General features: G+C 37.7%; 14 protein-coding genes. 9 read left to right on the forward strand and 5 right to left on the reverse strand.

Annotated features, from left to right (window positions below; all coding sequences use genetic code 11):
• Window positions 1-273 precede the first annotated feature (273 nt).
• Window positions 274-456, forward strand: a complete 183-nt coding sequence (locus HF964_RS01180) for a hypothetical protein (protein ID WP_168721218.1) — start codon at window positions 274-276, stop codon at window positions 454-456.
• A 203-nt stretch (window positions 457-659) separates the two neighbouring features.
• Here the strand turns inward: HF964_RS01180 and HF964_RS01185 are convergent, their stop codons facing one another.
• Together HF964_RS01185 and HF964_RS01190 are read right to left on the reverse strand one after the other, a co-directional pair.
• Window positions 660-1,619, reverse strand: a complete 960-nt coding sequence (locus HF964_RS01185; RefSeq protein ID WP_168721219.1) for a multidrug resistance efflux transporter family protein — start codon at window positions 1,617-1,619, stop codon at window positions 660-662.
• A gap of 9 nt (window positions 1,620-1,628) precedes the next feature.
• Window positions 1,629-2,177: a helix-turn-helix domain-containing protein gene (locus HF964_RS01190; protein WP_168721220.1), complete on the reverse strand. Its 549-nt coding sequence runs from the start codon at window positions 2,175-2,177 to the stop codon at window positions 1,629-1,631.
• Between the two features lie 215 nt (window positions 2,178-2,392).
• On the opposite strand from HF964_RS01190, the gene HF964_RS01195 reads away from it, so the two are divergent.
• Entirely contained in the window at window positions 2,393-3,652 is a 1,260-nt protein-coding gene (locus HF964_RS01195) for a hypothetical protein (protein WP_168721221.1), read from the forward strand.
• Window positions 3,653-4,379: 727 nt separating this feature from the next.
• Window positions 4,380-6,200 (forward strand): pyruvate oxidase, encoded by a 1,821-nt coding sequence (spxB, locus tag HF964_RS01200; protein ID WP_168721222.1) that lies wholly within the window; start codon window positions 4,380-4,382, stop codon window positions 6,198-6,200.
• Between the two features lie 183 nt (window positions 6,201-6,383).
• On the opposite strand, the gene HF964_RS01205 is transcribed toward spxB, so the two are convergent.
• Both HF964_RS01205 and HF964_RS01210 read right to left on the reverse strand, forming a co-directional pair.
• Window positions 6,384-6,926 (reverse strand): LptM family lipoprotein, encoded by a 543-nt coding sequence (locus HF964_RS01205; RefSeq protein ID WP_168721223.1) that lies wholly within the window; start codon window positions 6,924-6,926, stop codon window positions 6,384-6,386.
• Between the two features lie 175 nt (window positions 6,927-7,101).
• Window positions 7,102-7,854, reverse strand: coding sequence for a MurR/RpiR family transcriptional regulator (locus HF964_RS01210; protein ID WP_168721224.1), 753 nt, complete (start codon window positions 7,852-7,854; stop codon window positions 7,102-7,104).
• Window positions 7,855-8,008: 154 nt separating this feature from the next.
• On the opposite strand from HF964_RS01210, the gene HF964_RS01215 reads away from it, so the two are divergent.
• Window positions 8,009-9,274: a PTS transporter subunit EIIC gene (locus tag HF964_RS01215; RefSeq protein ID WP_168721225.1), complete on the forward strand. Its 1,266-nt coding sequence runs from the start codon at window positions 8,009-8,011 to the stop codon at window positions 9,272-9,274.
• Window positions 9,275-9,290: 16 nt separating this feature from the next.
• On the forward strand, window positions 9,291-10,613 hold the full coding sequence (locus HF964_RS01220; protein ID WP_210726973.1) for a 6-phospho-beta-glucosidase: 1,323 nt from the start codon (window positions 9,291-9,293) through the stop codon (window positions 10,611-10,613).
• Window positions 10,614-11,123: 510 nt separating this feature from the next.
• Here the strand turns inward: HF964_RS01220 and HF964_RS10075 are convergent.
• Complete coding sequence (locus HF964_RS10075; protein ID WP_420850116.1) at window positions 11,124-11,297, reverse strand: KxYKxGKxW signal peptide domain-containing protein; 174 nt, start codon at window positions 11,295-11,297, stop codon at window positions 11,124-11,126.
• 158 nt (window positions 11,298-11,455) lie between these two features.
• Here HF964_RS10075 and HF964_RS01230 point away from each other — a divergent pair, with 158 nt between their 5' ends.
• From HF964_RS01230 to HF964_RS01245, 4 genes are all read left to right on the forward strand, one after another.
• Entirely contained in the window at window positions 11,456-12,484 is a 1,029-nt protein-coding gene (locus HF964_RS01230; RefSeq protein WP_168721227.1) for a DUF4767 domain-containing protein, read from the forward strand.
• 402 nt (window positions 12,485-12,886) lie between these two features.
• Window positions 12,887-13,462, forward strand: coding sequence for a hypothetical protein (locus HF964_RS01235; RefSeq protein ID WP_168721228.1), 576 nt, complete (start codon window positions 12,887-12,889; stop codon window positions 13,460-13,462).
• Window positions 13,463-13,629: 167 nt separating this feature from the next.
• The gene (locus tag HF964_RS01240; protein ID WP_168721229.1) at window positions 13,630-14,604 is read left to right on the forward strand and encodes a hypothetical protein; all 975 of its coding nucleotides are present in this window, start codon (window positions 13,630-13,632) and stop codon (window positions 14,602-14,604) included.
• Window positions 14,605-14,609: 5 nt separating this feature from the next.
• On the forward strand, window positions 14,610-17,606 hold the full coding sequence (locus HF964_RS01245) for an ATP-binding protein (RefSeq protein ID WP_168721230.1): 2,997 nt from the start codon (window positions 14,610-14,612) through the stop codon (window positions 17,604-17,606).

A 17,606-nucleotide genomic window follows, 5' to 3' on the forward strand; every position in this document is an offset into this window, starting at 1 on the left:
CCTTGTTGAGCCGCGTAAATCAGAGGGACTTACATGAAAAAATTAATGATCCTAAGCGGGGATGTCATTATTCGGATGGCATTTGCCGTTTTAGCTACGTATATGCTAAACCATTACCATGAGGACACGACCATTGTCATAACCGGGTACAGTATGCTTATTTTTAATATTATCACGACTTTCTTTGATACGAACTATCATAAGCAGTCGGTAAAATAGCAAAAGGGATATAATAGAACGATAAATCTAGAAAAATATAAGAGAATAAGCATTGTGGTTAAACGTCAATACCATTATCCATTAGCACAAACTTTATTGGATTATGACAATATCCTAAGTGAAATTATTACAATCATAAAAAAATACCAATCGAAAATAGCGCCATTTCCGGTTGGTATTTTTAGTTTACTAATATTAGTTGGCGTGATTAGCTTTCACCGGAATGAAGATTACTAATAAGGTGAGCACTGATAGGATTGTGCTGACGTAATCTACGTTAAAGTGATTTGCCACGGCTGCTAAAATCACGAGGATAGTGGCTAAGATTTTTTGAAAAAGACTCATCGGGAGGACCTCCTTTCAAGAAGTTTGATAATTTTTTATTATCGTAACTTAATTTTTATATATTAACATTAACATGGCCGCCTCCGACTGTCAATTCACAACTTACTGGTACGATGCAGCACCCCAGTGAAGTTGATGCCCATAATCCCAAGCAACATGATCAGTAAGCCCACCATTTGCAAGTGACTTGGTAGCGCGTGGCCTAAAAATAGTAAGCCTAGGAGGACGGTGAAAATAACTTCAAATGATTGGGTTGCTTCGACCGTGGCCAACGTTTCCATGTTTTGGCCCGCCAATGCGGTTGCATGAAAGAACAAAACCGTCGCAATGACCCCAGAAGACAAGGCGACCCCAAAGGTACTCAGTAACGTCGCACTATCCGGGCGGCCCACCCGAAGATAACTAATGATGCTTAGCACGATAAAAGTTGGATAGGTAGCTAGTAACATCCCAAAGACGCGTTCAAGGCCGTTGAAATGCCCATACCGGACACCAATTTGACGGTTACCTAGCGGATAGCAAATGGCAGCCATTAAGATCGCCAAAATCGCCCAGCCAAAGCCCCGATTAACAGCATGGAGGGCCTGCGTTTGCATGGTTGTCATAACAATGCCGACTAAAATGACTAGCATCCATTTAATCTTATTGCGTGGAATCGTTAAACGTTGGGGGATACCAGTACTGTCAGCGACTTTCATCAGTGGTGTTGTTAGCACCCCGAAAATAATCGTCAGTTGCCAAAGACTTGAGACCAGCCAACCGGGGAGAAATTGCGCCGACCACGTTAAAGGAACATAAAACAGGACAAAGCAGACATTACTCCAGCCAAGCCAGTACCACGGGGCGGCTTTAATGGCCCGCCATACTTTAGCAAAATCGGCATGTAGTTGGGGGATGGTCCCAAGGAGGGCAATCATCGGTAACATCCATAAATAGCGTAGACTAGCGACCCATAACCAATAACCCGCGGCTTGCAAATTGACCTGATTGAGTAAAAACGTTAATGAAAAGAACAGTGCGGCTAAAATACCAAGGAAGATGGCTTTAAGATTCATCAGGGCCTCCTATCGCTCGTAAATCATCAAACTGATGAAAGTGGTTGGCGTAGCAGCCATATTATGGTAGGCATGCGCAAAAGTTCCATTGAATTTGGCCATGCTACCGGCGTAAATAACATGCGGTTGCTCATTGATCATGACGGTTAGGGTGCCAGTTTCGACAATGAGCATTTCAGTTGTGCCGGGCACGTGAGCCGCTGATTGGCGCTGTGCTTGGGGGGCGAGCGTCAAATGAAAGACTTCAAAATTCGAACTAACGAGCGTGCTGAAAACTGATTGGACAGCCACAGCCGGATCATTACTCGTGATTTCGTGAAAATCAGTTGGATTAGCGAGTTCAAAATCAACTTTATCGGTAGCAAAGAAGTAGTTAATTGGCACGGCAAGCCCGCTTGAAATTTTCCAGAGAGTATCAATTGATGGTGAGGTCGTGTGGCGTTCAATATTGTTTAAAGTAGCGGAACTAACGCCAGTCAAAGTACTGGCTTCTTGAAGTGTTAAGTCACGTTGCCGGCGAATGTCAGCTAAGCGATTACCGACGATTTCTGTTATCATAAGGCACCTCACGTTTAATATTATAGATTTTATTTAGTATAATAGATAAAAATAACTATCTTGTCAATTACTGATTAGTGAAGCAAGGTGGCGATTAGTAAGCCATAAATAGCTAGGACCGACATAATGGCTAGGACAAGAACGTATTAATTGTGTTCAATTTTATTTTTCATTATAGTGAAGATAATAAAAATAATTGTAAAGGGGGGAGTTACATGGACAGAGAAATTAAAGTTAGTGCAAGACGCCAACAGTTAGTAAAGCAGGCCAAAGAAATTTATCAGCGCCATCTTGGTAAGACGACGGCTGCAGACTTTTTTTATCTACAAGGTTTGGCAGCTAATGCTGAGCAAAAGCATCAAGTGCCACACTTTCATATGCGTAAATTATATGATGCAAGTCATCTGGTCGTAGATTTTGATACGCAATTTGTCACATCACTAATTCCTAATAATTTATCTGGAAGTTTGATGACAGCGCATGTGCTTGTTTTGAATTTAAATATGGGGGCGGGCCGCAGTGAAATTGAGTGTTGCGATATTAACAAGCGCTGTCAGCATAAATATTCACCAACAGCGACCCAATATACCAAACTAAATGATCACAAGGCATATAGTTTGAGTCAGACAATTTTCCACGAAGCATTTAGAAACAATCATAAGATGCGCCATACGTTACTTAAAATTATGGATAGTGCCTATTCAGTCAAAAAAGCCCGCAAACTCTATCAGATTATCTGTGCAGATTTGCAAATAATTTATACAAATAAGTTGAATTTAAAATCAGCTGATAATGATTATAGTAAATTACGTAAGTCACTAAAAAAATACGATTTAAAATCATCACCCAAACACGTACAAACATTAAGCAATTTTTATCGCCAAGCAGTGTTACCGTTATTGCAATTGAAGTTCCCATTTGAATTGAAATTAAGTTTTGCACCAATCAGCATTGCTTCAGAACCATATTATGTGCCGATTGATCGCCAATTAGGGGATGCCAAAACCTTCCAATTAGATCCAAGCCAATACAATTGGAATAACCATGCTGGTAAAGATAAGCATGGAAATGTAATAGAAGGGGATGATGCATGGACGAATTATGTTTTTAGTAACCAAACATTGCGCTTTCAGCCAGGACAGGTAAGTTTACTTGAAAAATTACAAATAAAACATGTTTCAGAAATCATGTTATTGCAACAGTATCCATATGCATCAAGTTCGTTTAATCGTACGCATAACGATAATGTCTTTAAACCATGGCAAGTATTCGTACAAGAACTACTAATAGCTATTGATGCTTACAATCAAGCTTGCCCGGATGATCAAATTCAGATTATTCGTAATCGTAAAGGAACGGATTATCTAGCATTAAACGCATTAACCCACACCTCAATCTGGGTGCGTAAGGTCGCCAAAACTGGGTTAAATGGCCGCTTAATTGCCCAAAATTTTGCGAAGTACCACGCTAACTAATAAATAGATAATAGTGTAACGACAGTGGAGGGTGTGACAGAGTACTAAATTACTATCAAAATGCACTCTAGAAGTCCGATATATTCGATATATGCCAAAATCCCCTATGAAGAAAATGTTTCATGGGGGATTTTTAGTGTATTTCTCGATATCGCCTGACTTATGGCACAGCTCTTTTTTATTTTCAAGCAAAAACTGTCAAATCTAGTTAGTTAACTTATAAAAAGCTTAAGGTACTTTAGAAAATTACCAGAAGTGGATTCAAGCAGCCAATATAGCAAAATTTTATTTTGGGTAATAAAGTGACAACTAGAAGTTTAAACTTGAATAAATTAAGAACAAAACTAGTTACAAATTAGTTTAAGTTTTGACATAAAAAAGCTGATTTAACAGGGTTTTTATTAAGATAAAAAAATAATTTGTGGGATTTTACAAATATACTAAGTTGTACTTTTGGTAAATATAACATCAATTACAATTAGCTTAACTAACCATTAATACATAATGTATTGTCAAATGTATTCTGGTAATTTATAATTAAATTATATTCTTTAAAAATATAGAATTAAGTGTAACCACCCATGAAAGATTAAATACAACGGTGTTAATTTATAGCTTATAAAGGTTATAACCAAGGCTTTTTTAAAAGTCTTAAGTATTGCTATTTTTTTTAAAGTATAATATACTTGAAAACGGTTACATTTTTGAAAAATATGAGATGGATAATATGTCAGAACAGAAGATTTCAGCTGGATTAGCAGCGTTGAAGGTTATGGAAGGATGGGGTGTCCACACCATCTACGGTATTCCTTCAGGTACTTTAAGTGGCTTGATGAACGCGATGGGTAACCCAGAAAACAACATCGAATTCTTACAAGTTAAGCACGAAGAAATCGGTGCCATGGCTGCTGTAATGCAATGGAAATTTGGTGGTAAATTAGGTGTTACTGTTGGATCAGGTGGTCCTGGTGCAACTCACTTAATCAATGGTTTATACGATGCTGCAATGGATAACATTCCAGTATTGGCAATCTTAGGATCAAAGCCAGTTCGTGAATTAAACATGGACTCATTCCAAGAATTAAACCAAAACCCAATGTACGACAACATCGCAGTTTACAACCGTCGTGTTGCAACTGCCGAACAATTACCACACTTAGTTGATGATGCCATCCGTACAGCTATTGCTAAGCGCGGGGTTGCCGTTCTTGAAGTGCCAGCTGACTTTGGTTTTGCTGAACTTGATGCAACATCACTTTACTCAACACCTTTATACTCTTCAGGTGAAAAGTTCAAGAACTACAAATCAGCACCAGTTGACGAAGCTGACATTGATGAAGCTGTTGCTTTGTTGAACCAAGCTAAGCGTCCAATTATCTACACTGGTATTGGTACTATGGGTCACGGTCCAGCCGTTCAAGAATTAGCTCGTAAGATCAAAGCACCTATCATTACAACTGGTAAGAACTTTGAAACTTTCGAATGGGACTTTGAAGCTTTCACTGGTTCAACTTTCCGTGTTGGTTGGAAGCCAGCTAACGAAGCTGTTCTTGAAGCTGATACTGTCTTGTTCGTTGGTACTAACTTCCCATTCTCTGAAGTTGAAGGTACTTTCCGTAACGTTGACAAATTTATCCAAATTGATAACAACCCAGCTATGCTCGGTAAGCGTCACCAAACTGACGTTGCAATCCTTGGGGATGCTGGTCAAGCAATTGACGAAATCCTTGCTAAAGTGTCACCAGTTGAAGAATCAGCTTGGTGGACTGCTAACGTTAAGAACGTACAAAACTGGCGCGATTACATGAACAAACTTGAAAACAAGACTGAAGGTCCTCTTCAAGCTTACCAAGTTTACAACGCCATCAACAAGTACGCTGCAGAAGATGCAATCTTCTCTACTGACGTTGGTAATGTTACACAAATGTCAATCCGTCACTTGCACATGACACCTAAGAACTTATGGCGTACATCTCCATTGTTTGCAACAATGGGTATCGCTTTACCAGGTGGTATTGCTGCCAAGAAGACTTACGCTGATCGTCAAGTTTGGAACTTGATGGGTGACGGTGCCTTCTCAATGACTTACCCAGATGTTGTGACAAACGTCCGTTATGACTTACCAGTTATTAACGTGGTCTTCACTAACACTGAGTACGGTTTCATTAAGAACAAGTACGAAGACACTAACACTTACAACTTCGGGGTTGACTTTACTGATGTTGACTACGCTAAGATTGGTGAAGCTCAAGGAGCCGTTGGTTTAACTGTTAGCCGTATCGAAGACATCGACAGCGTGATGAAGCAAGCCGTTGAATACTACAACCAAGGTCGTGTTGTTGTGGTTGATGCTAAGATCACTAAGGATCGTCCAATCCCAGTTGAAACTTTGAAGCTTGACACTAACTTATACAGTGAAGACATTGTTAAAGAATACAAGGAAAAGTACGAAGCACAAGAATTAGTACCATTCCGCGAATTCCTTGAAGCAGAAGGTCTCACTTCTAACTACATCAAAGAAACAAGCGACAACAAGTACAGCTTCTAATTTATTAGTGCTTACGCGTTAAGCTTAAAAAGCCGTCTAAAGTGATTTAGACGGCTTTTTTTGTGGTATGAAATTGTTTCTAAACTGCTTAAATACACTTTGCTAGGTCGATAAACAATAAACCCCTCGAAGAAATTTCTTCAAGGGGTTTATTTAGTGTATTTTGCTACATGTCCTTTTTGCTTACCATTGTTGGGTAACTTTACCACTTTGTGAGACAAGGTAGGCAGCAGATGGAGCTTTAGAAGATCCTTGATAAACGGCAATGTTGTAGACTGTTTGGCCGTTAACAGTTGAGGTTCCATTAGCAACAAGTTGCATGTCTTTAGCCTTAGCACCTAATTGCACACGTAATACATTAATTGCTTGGGCTGAATTGGTTACTTGACCAGTTGACTGATTGTTGTTAGTATTGGCAGCTGCTTGTGAGCTACTGTTAGCGGCTGATTGAGAGCTAACAGCCGCGGCACTTTGCTGATGGTCATTGGCACTATCAGATGTAGCACTTTGTGAACTTGAAGTATTGGCAGCTGAACTCGCAGCTGAACTTGTGGCGTCATTATCATCAGAACTAGTTGCAGCACTTGATGATGAGCTTGAACTACTATTAGTGCTCATTTCAGTTGCCTGATCTTCATGATGCGTATGTTTAGCTGATGAGTGACCGCAACCAGCTAAGACAAAAAGTAGGCTAGTTGCTACGATGATACTTAATGTTTTTTTCATTTATTTATCCTATTGCGTTTATTTTAAGCTAACTCACGATTTTAAATATGCTTAATTCACCAAGTAGGTGTATATTTTATGAGCTATAAATTATTATAAGCACTTAATTTTTTAATTACAATAAAAATGGTTCAATTTAAAGTAAATTAAAAAGCTAGTAGATCAACATAATGGCTTAATTAACTGCTTTGATTTGGTGAGCGGTGCGGGCTAAAGCTTCTAAAAGATACGTGACAGCTAACTGAGATGTGATATTAGTATCTTGATACATTTCAATATTATGATAATACGCAAGATTGATTGAAGATAGTTTAGCAATAGTTGCATTACCACTATTAGTTAATGAGATAACTTGAGCATGATGCGTTTTAAGGTGATTAATATAATTAATAATACTTTCATTTTCGCCTGAGACCGAAAGTGCCACTAAGCAAATTTTTTGATGATGATTATCCACCAAATTATATAGAGGCATGTTTAGTGGATCCTCGATATTTAGTGATAGTGATACTAAAGATGAAAAGAGATAGGAACCATAGCGGCTAAAAATACCTGAAGTACCGACACCAACGAATAATACTAAATCGGAAGTTAGCAAAATATTGGCTGCAGCGGTAATTTTTTCTTGAAAATCAGGATAGTGCGTATGTTTTAAAAATTCTAAAAAGGGAAATTCATCAACGGGAGCAATTGGTAAATGGTGTGCATTTAATGATTTTGAGTAGGCTTGAATTCGTAAACGAAAATCAGCATAGCCAGTACATTCAAATTTACGGCAGAAACGCAAAATAGTTGATGAACTAACATGGGTAGCATCCGCCAATTCGCGAATCCGCATTAAGCCGACTTGATTGAGATTATTAATAATATAGTTGTAAATATCAATTTCGGTATTCTTTAGACTGATATTATAAGGTAAAAATAACATAAGAGATCCCCCGGGTATAAGTTAAATGGAACATTGTGTTTCATTGTTGATACATTCACCATAGTGAATAAGGATGTTCTATAATCTATTGTAAGCGTTTACGAATTTAAATTAAACCGTTATTCTCAAAGCATACGTAAAGGAGGATAACATCGTGGACAAATTCATGAATTGGTTACAGCAGCGATTGATCCCGCCACTAAGTATTATCGGGAACCAACGTCACCTCGTCGCCATCCGGAATGGATTAGCATTAGCGTTACCAGCCATTATTGTCGGTAGTTTATTTTTAATTGTGGGGAATATTCCGATTCCAGCATGGATAAAGTTTATTACTCCATATCAGCCGATGCTAGCTGCTGCCGTTAGTGTTTCATTTGGGATTATCTCACTACTTGGAACGATTGGCATTGGTTATGAACTTTCCAAAAGTTACCAGCTTGATGCAATTTCCGGAGCGGCGTTAGCATTAATTGCGTTTTTGACGATTGAATTATCTAACAAATTAGTAATTGATCCCGCCACTTTTGGATCGGGGAGTTTGTTTACAGCAATTATTGCCGCGATTAGTACGACTGAAATTTTCCGGCTATGTTTGAAGCACAAGTTAATTATTCGCTTACCAGCCGGCGTACCACCAGCCGTTAGTAATTCATTTGTATCATTAATTCCTACCGCAATCGTTTTACTCTTATTTTGGATCATTCGGGTGCCATTACACTTTAACTTAGCATTGTTCATTGATCATATTTTCGCCCCATTATTATTCGCATTAAACACACTACCAGGCATTATGGTCTATACACTGCTAGTTAGCTTATTATGGTGTGCGGGCATTCATGGCGATATTACTTTGCAAGGGGTTACTGATCCAATTTTTCTAACCTTCATTACCGCTAATGCTGCTGCATTTGCCCATGGACAGGCCGCTCCGTATATTACAGCTGCTGGCTTTTCAAGTTTATTCGTTAATGTTGGGGGAACAGGGGCAACGTTAACGTTAGTTTTATTAATGCTTCGTTCAAAAACTAAGACCTATAAGGAATTGGGACGATTATCAATTGGTGGTTCATTATTTGAAATTAACGAACCGGTTATCTTTGGTTTTCCCATTATCATGAATCCTTTGATGATGATTCCATTTGTCATTATCCCGCAAGTATTAGCCGTGGGCACGTACTTACTGATGGCAGGTAACATCATTGGTCGGCCAACCACGGTGGTGCCATGGACGATTCCACCAATCATTGGGCCGCTAATGGCAACTGGTTGGGATTGGCGTGCGGCCGTTTGGTCAGCCATTGAAATTGTAGTTGCGGTTGCTATTTATTGGCCATTTTTCAAAGTGGCTGAAAAACAAATGTTAGCCAAAGAAACGGACATTGAAACTGAATTAGCTGCAATTGATAATCGAATTTAATAAAGGAGACAGAAATATGATGCGTAAAAGTTTAAAAGTAGTCACGATTGGTGGGGGTTCAAGTTATACACCTGAATTAATTGAAGGTTTTATCAAACGCTACGAAGAATTTCCATTAACCGATTTGTGGTTAGTTGATATTGAAGCTGGTAAGGAAAAGCTCGAAATTGTCGGTGCGATGGCCCAACGGATGGTCAAAGCAGCAGGGATTGATTGTACAGTGCATTTAACTCTTGATCGCCGTGAAGCTTTAAAGAATGCCGATTTTGTGACCACCCAATTACGGGCCGGGCAATTATCGGCCCGCGTTTTGGATGAACGCATTCCGTTGAGTCACGGGATGATTGGTCAAGAAACCAATGGTGCCGGGGGGATTTTCAATGCCTTACGGACGGTGCCAGTAATCTTAGATATCGTTGAAGATATGAAAGAATTATGTCCAGATGCTTGGCTAATTAACTTTGCTAATCCAGCTGGGATGGTGACCGAGGCTGTCTTGCGATACGGTAACTGGCCCAAAGTAGTTGGGTTATGCAATATCCCAGTTAATGCGGTTGTCAATGAAGCTGAATTACTCGGTGAAGCCCCTGAAAAGCTATTTTTCCAATTTGCTGGCATCAATCACATGCACTGGCATACGGTCATGGATAGCAAGGGGGTTGACCGGACAGATGAGTTAATTAAGCTGATGTATGGAACGGGGACCAATACCGAAATTGTTGCTAATATCAAGGATAATAATTTGATCTTTGAACAGGTTGAAAATCTTCACATGGTGCCGTGCCCATACCATAACTACTACTACCATACGGATAAGATGTTGGCCGAAGAACTTGCTGATTTTGAAGTTAATGGTACCCGTGCGGAAAAGGTTAAACAAATTGAAGCAGAGTTATTTGCTCTATACAAAGACCCCCAATTAGACTACAAACCTAAGCAACTGGCAGAACGTGGTGGCGCCCGCTATAGTGAAGCAGCGTGTGAAACGATTACGTCAATTTACAATGACAAGCGCACAACCATGACCGTCAGCACCCGCAATAATGGTACGGTCAAAGACTTGCCGGATGATTGTGCCGTCGAAGTCACATGTACGTTAACTGGTAATGGACCAGTACCATACAACTTTGGTAGTTTCAAACCGCAAGAACGTGGCTTACTTCAACTAATGAAGGCCATGGAGCAATTAACGATTGAAGCGGCCGTGACAGGTGATCGCGGCACGTTATTACAAGCCTTAACAATCAATCCGTTAGTTACCAGTGGTGATGTGGCTAAGCAAGTAATGGAAGAAATGCTTGAAGCACACAAAGAATTCCTTCCAGCATTTTTTAAATAAGCACTTGATTTGAAAGTTAATGTAATATACAAGAGTCTACCTGCGGGTGGGCTTTTTTTGTTGGTAATATAAAAAAGTAATGTCAGGATCAGTTGAAAAAAGTTAAGTAAATGAATTAATTAATAGGCTGATAGTTGCACTTACGAGTATATTTGCGATTTTGCGTAATACGATATCCTTTAAATTAAGATAGTTATAGAACAACGTGAACTTATTTTATAGCCGTGAAATAACCAAACGCAACTAGCAGTCAACAATTTCGATAGTTATTTGTATCTATCAACAAGCCTTATAGTTGATGTTTTGCCATGATATTTCATCGGGTACGAAGTGGATTTGTACAATATTAATTAGTTAATGATACTTTCGACTAAAATCAAGTGAAAGTGTCAAAATTATAGTTTGAAACATTCATATTCACTCAAAGGACATTCATACGATAATTGTTGGAGGGGAGCGTTTTATTCAATATTGAAGCGTGAAGAGGTGTATTTGCAAGTATACAAAACATTAACTGAAGTCCAACCAATGGCGCCTAGTAACCAAATAAAAATAGTCCAATTTATTGACTTCTGAGCATCCAAAAGTGGTGATACTGACGTAGAGCCACTGTTTACCACTTTTGTACATTTTAAAATGAGTTTTTGTGTTATTAGTAGTCATATTCATAAATATTTCCTCCATATATGCATAACTAACACTACAAGTACAGAGTACCCAATATAAAGGATAAGAAAAAATATATAGCTTGAAAAGTTAGGTAAAGACCTATCAATTAATATTTTTTTAATATCAATGCTAAAATGTTATGATTTAATAAATATATAAAAGAAAGTATGGTAATGAATAAGCGATTAATATTAGGGGTTGTAACCGTAACGAGTGCGGTGGTTTTAAGTGCGTATGGTAGTCAAGGTAGTTCTTCTAGTCATTCAATTAGTAGTGATGCAACAAGTAAGGCCAATACGCCAGCAAGCCCGAAAGAAAAAAGCGATGTAAGCAGTACTACTAGTTCACAAACATCAACGCATAAAGCAACTAGCCAACAGGTAAAAGGTAAGTTAGCGAGTGTCCAAGTACCAAAGTTAATCTGGGATAACCAAAAGCAAGTTGCCCTCAATGCTTTTATCAACAGTTGGGGAAGCCGTTTTAGCCCGGCCCAAGAGTACGATAATTTTTATCCATATACGACAGCGACAAATGACTATATGGGCTACAATTTTCCGGATGACTTCAGCAAAAATAATATCGCCGTCAATGACCAGCATGTTAATATCAATGTCAGTCAAACTGGGGCGAACAAGTATGACTACAATGTGGTGGCCATTTACTCAGATTATCCCAACTCACATTCAACAATCGATGCCCATTTATACTTCATGGCGATTCATAATGGGCAGCCAGTAGTTTTAATTACGCAACAAAACCAAGGTACGCCCGACAATATGTTGCATTTCAAGCCGACTGCTAATCAAGAGTTAGCTGGTAAATTTGCCCAGTTAGTTAAATCAACTAGCCAACCAATTCATAATGCACCCGTTGTTTCATATGAAGGCGCCAAATTTGATTACCGCCAAATTGGGGTGATGGCTTACAAATATGCCAATCCTGATGCAACTCCATTAGTTGATTATTTAGGGACTAATCCATTGGCTGCTTTAACTAGCGACGATGGAATGTTCCAAATCGGAACCCGAGATACTTCTAAAACGATAATGTATCATTATGATCAAAACGGGGTCCACTTAACTTGGAACGAATCCGGTAAAAAAGTCGATGTCAGTTTGGCTGATTTAGTCAAAGCAACTTATCAAACACCGACCCAGCAAAATGATGTTAATATGGCCGCCCAGATGGTGCCATTGAGTTAATCAACTCAATAATAAATGTACTTAAAAACTACAAGTCCGATATCTGCTAAACTAAATAACCCCCTCGAAGAAATATTCCTCGAAGGGGTTATTTAGTTTATTTCTCGATGTTTAGCAAGATATCACTAATAATGACATTTGCGTGAATCACACTGGTTTTGTTCTTCGCACAAATTTTCACTTTTTTAGTAGATAAAAGCAAAAAAGTGAAAAAACGAAAATATATTACGTTTTATTAATTTATAATAAATGAATAATTTAGTTAAACAATGTTTAATTCAAGTTAATGATATTAGATATTGTAGCGACTTTTACTGAGTTTTAATTATATTAAAATTAAACTTTTTTAAATTATATAAAATTTAGTATAATATAATTATAAATTTTATTAGGAGAATTTACATGGTGAAAGCAGACTTTAGTTATAATCCATATTTGATGCAAACGGATGTGAACATCAATGGATTAGAACCAAAAATCAATAGTCCATTTGAAAAATATCGTAACGAAAAGTTGCAATCGTGGATTAATAAAGTACCTAAAGCATTGTACGACGAAATGAATGGCTATGATTTTGAACTGAACTTTACAGGAACTAAAGCCGATTTTAACGACTTGAAGAGTGTATTTATTAAAGCTGGAATTACTTTAAGTCCGGTGCAAAAGCTCAACGGTGAGATTATACCAGCGACGATGCAGTTGGTTTTTAAAAAAGAATTGGAGAATGTAACCGTAAAATTAAAGCAGATTCGCGAATTAATGACATGGTTAAATGAACATCCCAATCGTAAATTTGATTATAAAAAGTTCATGACTGATTTTTCATGGGTGTTTAACGAAGAAATCGCATATATTACCATTCAAGATACTCAAACTCGGATTGTGAATTTTCCTGAGTTAAACGTCTCAGTTGAAAATATTAATACTATTCAAGAGTTACCAGATGATATTAATAATACCCCAATCGTATTTTTGTGAAAAAGGCTACTTCGAAAGCTTTTTTCAATTTACTAAATTTAGTTAAAAAGCAACCGTATGTCATAAATGAGCAACTTTTTTTTATCATTGAAGATAACTCAAATTTTCCTAAAATAGAACGCACTATTATTGATCAGGGCGTACCAACACCCCAAATTATTACTAAAATGGACGCCCCACTTGTTTGGGAATATTTATGTACGTATCCTTTAACAGCTTATGTTCATAACGTTGTCAAACTACTCAATATAACAACTCATAAAATCCAGACCCAAAATATTAATGATAGTCGACAGGCTGAAATTGAAAATGTTGAAATTTATACTCTAGTAGCTGAAATCGATGAAACGTATAGTTTGCTTGATAAGCGTGATAAACAATTTGTTAATCGGGAGGAATTAAAAATACCAGCAATTTTTAACAGTGCTTTAGAAAAGCTTGTAAACAATATAAACGCGTGGAATAAACGTAAAACTAAATATAGTAGTGATGACGAGGCAAAAAAAAATGCGCGAAAATTCATGGAAGATTTAGATAACTGGTTTGTTAAGTTTGAAAATGAAATAATGCAGGCCTTTCTAGATGCCATTGAAGAAATTACGCTAAGCAATAATGAAATCTATGGTTTAGAAGATTTAGACGCAGAAACTGATGATCCTTATGATACATTTGGTAAGAATATGGTTGACGAAGGGGTCAAATATTATGATGCAGTGGTAAGTGAATTTGAAGAAACAGAAAATGATTTACCTGATTTAATAAATGATTTTTTATTTATAAGGCAAGAAACACTAGTTGAGGCAAGTGATGGGTTATTTGGTTTGTTTGGTCGTAATAAAAATGAACCTAAAGAACTAGTACCTGAAATAACATATTTATTATCAGAGTGGCGGGAGATTGCAGAGCAAACTGTTCAGGTAAAAGCTGACGAATTACTTGATACTTACAAAAACAAATTGTTTGAATATTACAATAATTCAAGTTACAAGTATCACGCATATTTACAAATGGAACTTACAAAGTTAAGTGCTCAAAGAAAAGAAACCCTCTTCAAGCTTTCGGATGATGCACGGTTATTACAAACCGATATTGATTGGACTAGTGAATTTATACGGCAAGTTGAAGTAATTGGGAAAGGATAAAGTATATGAGTGAAGAGGTTATTGTACAAGAGCCAAGTGTCATCACATATGAAGAATTAACAAATCAGCAAAAAATCGATGTAAAATTGGATATCATTGATGAAACTTTACGGCGCAAGGAGTTAGCGCGATTAACAGAAATGCAAGTTGTTCCATTTGAACAACTGAACTTGCCACCACTTGAAGAAGATATCATCAATAACGTGCGTCTGTTTAAAATTAACGAAATGGTCTACCAAAAAGGTGAAGCAGTTACTGATAAGTACACAACGGTATTTAATACCTTGCAAACTTACCAAGCTTCAGTGTTTGTGATCATTGATTCAGATGGATATCAAACAGATTTCTATCTGGGAGTACGTTCCAATGGGGATAAACGCTCAACTGTAACATTAGGGGATACCCTTAAGAACACTTTGATCGGTCATTTTCCAGGGGCGAAGGTTCAAAATGAAGACCGTAAGCGAATTATGGCCTTAACGAATAAAATTACGCATCAAAAAAACAGCACGTCAGTAAGCGTGGTTGCTAAAAGTAAAAGTAATTATGAGCAAGAAAATGAGCAATTTATCCAAGGATTAGATAAATTAGCTTTATCAATGCAAGGACGTCAATTTACGGGCGTAATCGTTGCCCAAAATACGCAACCAGATGAAATTCAAATGCTTCGTAAAAACTACCAAGACTTATATACTAATTTATCACCGTATCAAAAGATCCAGTTAAACGAAACCCAAACATCCGGTGAGTCACGCAGTAAATCATTTAGTGAAATGTCAGGTAAGCAACGTGCAGCTTTAATTGCCTCGTCAACGATTAGCATGGGTGCAAGCATAGTTGGTGGCGTAATTGGTGGAGTAGCAACTGCTGGAGCCGGGGGTATTGGTGCTGGACCTGGGGCAATGGTTGGTGGTCAAATCGGGACTGCTTTGTCATCAACAATCCAAAGTTTGGCCCCAATTGAAACACTTTCTTCTAGTTCAAGTATTTCAACTACCACAACGACGGAAAATAAAAGTATTACCGAAATGCTAGCCTACATTGATCGTCGATTAGAATCGGTTAATGAGTATGATAGTTACGGCATGTGGCAAGTCGCGGGTTATTTTATGTCTGATGACATGAGCTCAGCTGAAATTGCAGCCAGCAACTACCGCTCGCTGATGAATGGCGAAGACTCCGGTAGAGAAGTTTCCGCCATCAATTCTTGGCGTAGCTCTACGGATGACTATCAAGACTTGAACAAATATATTAGTCGCTTTGTCCATCCCCAATTGATTTATGGGGGGGATGTTTACACGACACCCGCAACAACAGTTAGTGGTAAAGATTTGGGAATCCATTTGGGGCTACCAAGGCAAACGGTTCCAGGGTTACCAGTGATCGAACACGCTGAATTTGGTAAAGAAGTGACAACATATCAATTATTTCAACAAAATATTAGTCATGATCCTAAGGATAATATCAATTTGGGTAAGATATTTGATTTAGGAAAAATTACCAATAGAAAAGTTGCACTGGCCAATAAAAGTTTAAATATGCATACCTTTATCACTGGTTCAACTGGTTCGGGAAAGAGTAATACCGTTTATCAATTACTCAATGAATTACATCAAGACGATATTCCATTTTTAGTTATCGAACCAGCCAAAGGGGAGTATAAAGATGTCTTTGGATCATGGACTGATGTTAACGTTTTTGCAACTAATCCTAAGATTGCATCATTGATTAATCTCAATCCCTTTAAGTTTCCACCATCAATTCATGTGTTGGAGCATGTCGATGGCTTAGTTGAAATTTTTAGTGTTTGTTGGCCAATGTATGATGCCATGCCAGCGTTTTTTAAGAATGCAATTTTAAAAGCCTATGAAGAAGTTGGGTGGGATTTAGGTTCATCAACTTTTGAAGGTGCCGGCGTACAATATCCCGACTTTGATATTTTAGCTGAACAATTAGAAATCTTAATTAATGAGACTAATTATTCGGCTGAAGTAAAAGGTAATTATATTGGTGCCTTAGTGACGCGAGTACGGTCATTAACGGTTGGATTAAATAAGTTCATATTTACAAACGAACAAACCCCTTATGAAGAATTATTTGATCAAAACTGTATTTTGGATATCAGTCGCGTTAAATCAACCGAAACAAAGGCGTTGATTATGGGGATGATGGTTTACATTCTTAATGAATATCGAGTTGATCAAAAGAGTACTAATAATGCTGGCCTAAAGCATGTGACCGTGCTTGAAGAAGCCCATAATTTACTAAAAAACACAACTGGTGAAGATAGTAGTTTAGTTGGTAAATCAGTTGAAATGCTAACAAATACGATTGCTGAAATTCGCACATATGGTGAGGGATTTATGATTGTTGATCAATCACCATCATCGGTTGATATATCCGCAATCAAAAATACGAATACAAAGATTGTTTTGCGGACACCAGAAGCTAATGACCGTGATGCAGTAGGACTTTCAATGGGGCTAACCCCTGATCAAGTAAATGAAATTGCTAAGTTGCCTAGTGGGGTGGCCGTGGTTTATCAAAATGACTGGATTTCCCCAGTATTAACAATGGTTGAGAAAGCTAACATCAAGGAAATACCATATGTTAATTCTAATATTTTAAACATAAAATCCATGCGTGTTGCCCGGACGGAAATTATTACAATGCTTATGGATCCATGGTTCACGGCCGCACCAATCAATCAGGGTGAACTAATTAGCGCGTTACACAGTCTGGAAGTTAAGCATGAAAATCGTAATATGCTTATCCGAATGATTGTTAGTTATCATGAGGCTGGTGGTCATATGATTTGGAATGAAAGATCACTAGGTCTTCTTAAGCGGATGCTCCTTGATATTCTAGATGTATCATTGGAAAGATTGAATTTGTTAATTAGTAAGGGTGATGTAGTACCAATTCAAAATTTAATTAGTAAAAAGACTCGGGAATTAACAATTAAGCAAATAAACCAAATTATCACCGTGCTGATTAAATAA

Origin of the sequence: Periweissella fabalis (assembly GCF_012396505.1) — a bacterium.
GTDB lineage: Bacteria > Bacillota > Bacilli > Lactobacillales > Lactobacillaceae > Periweissella > Periweissella fabalis.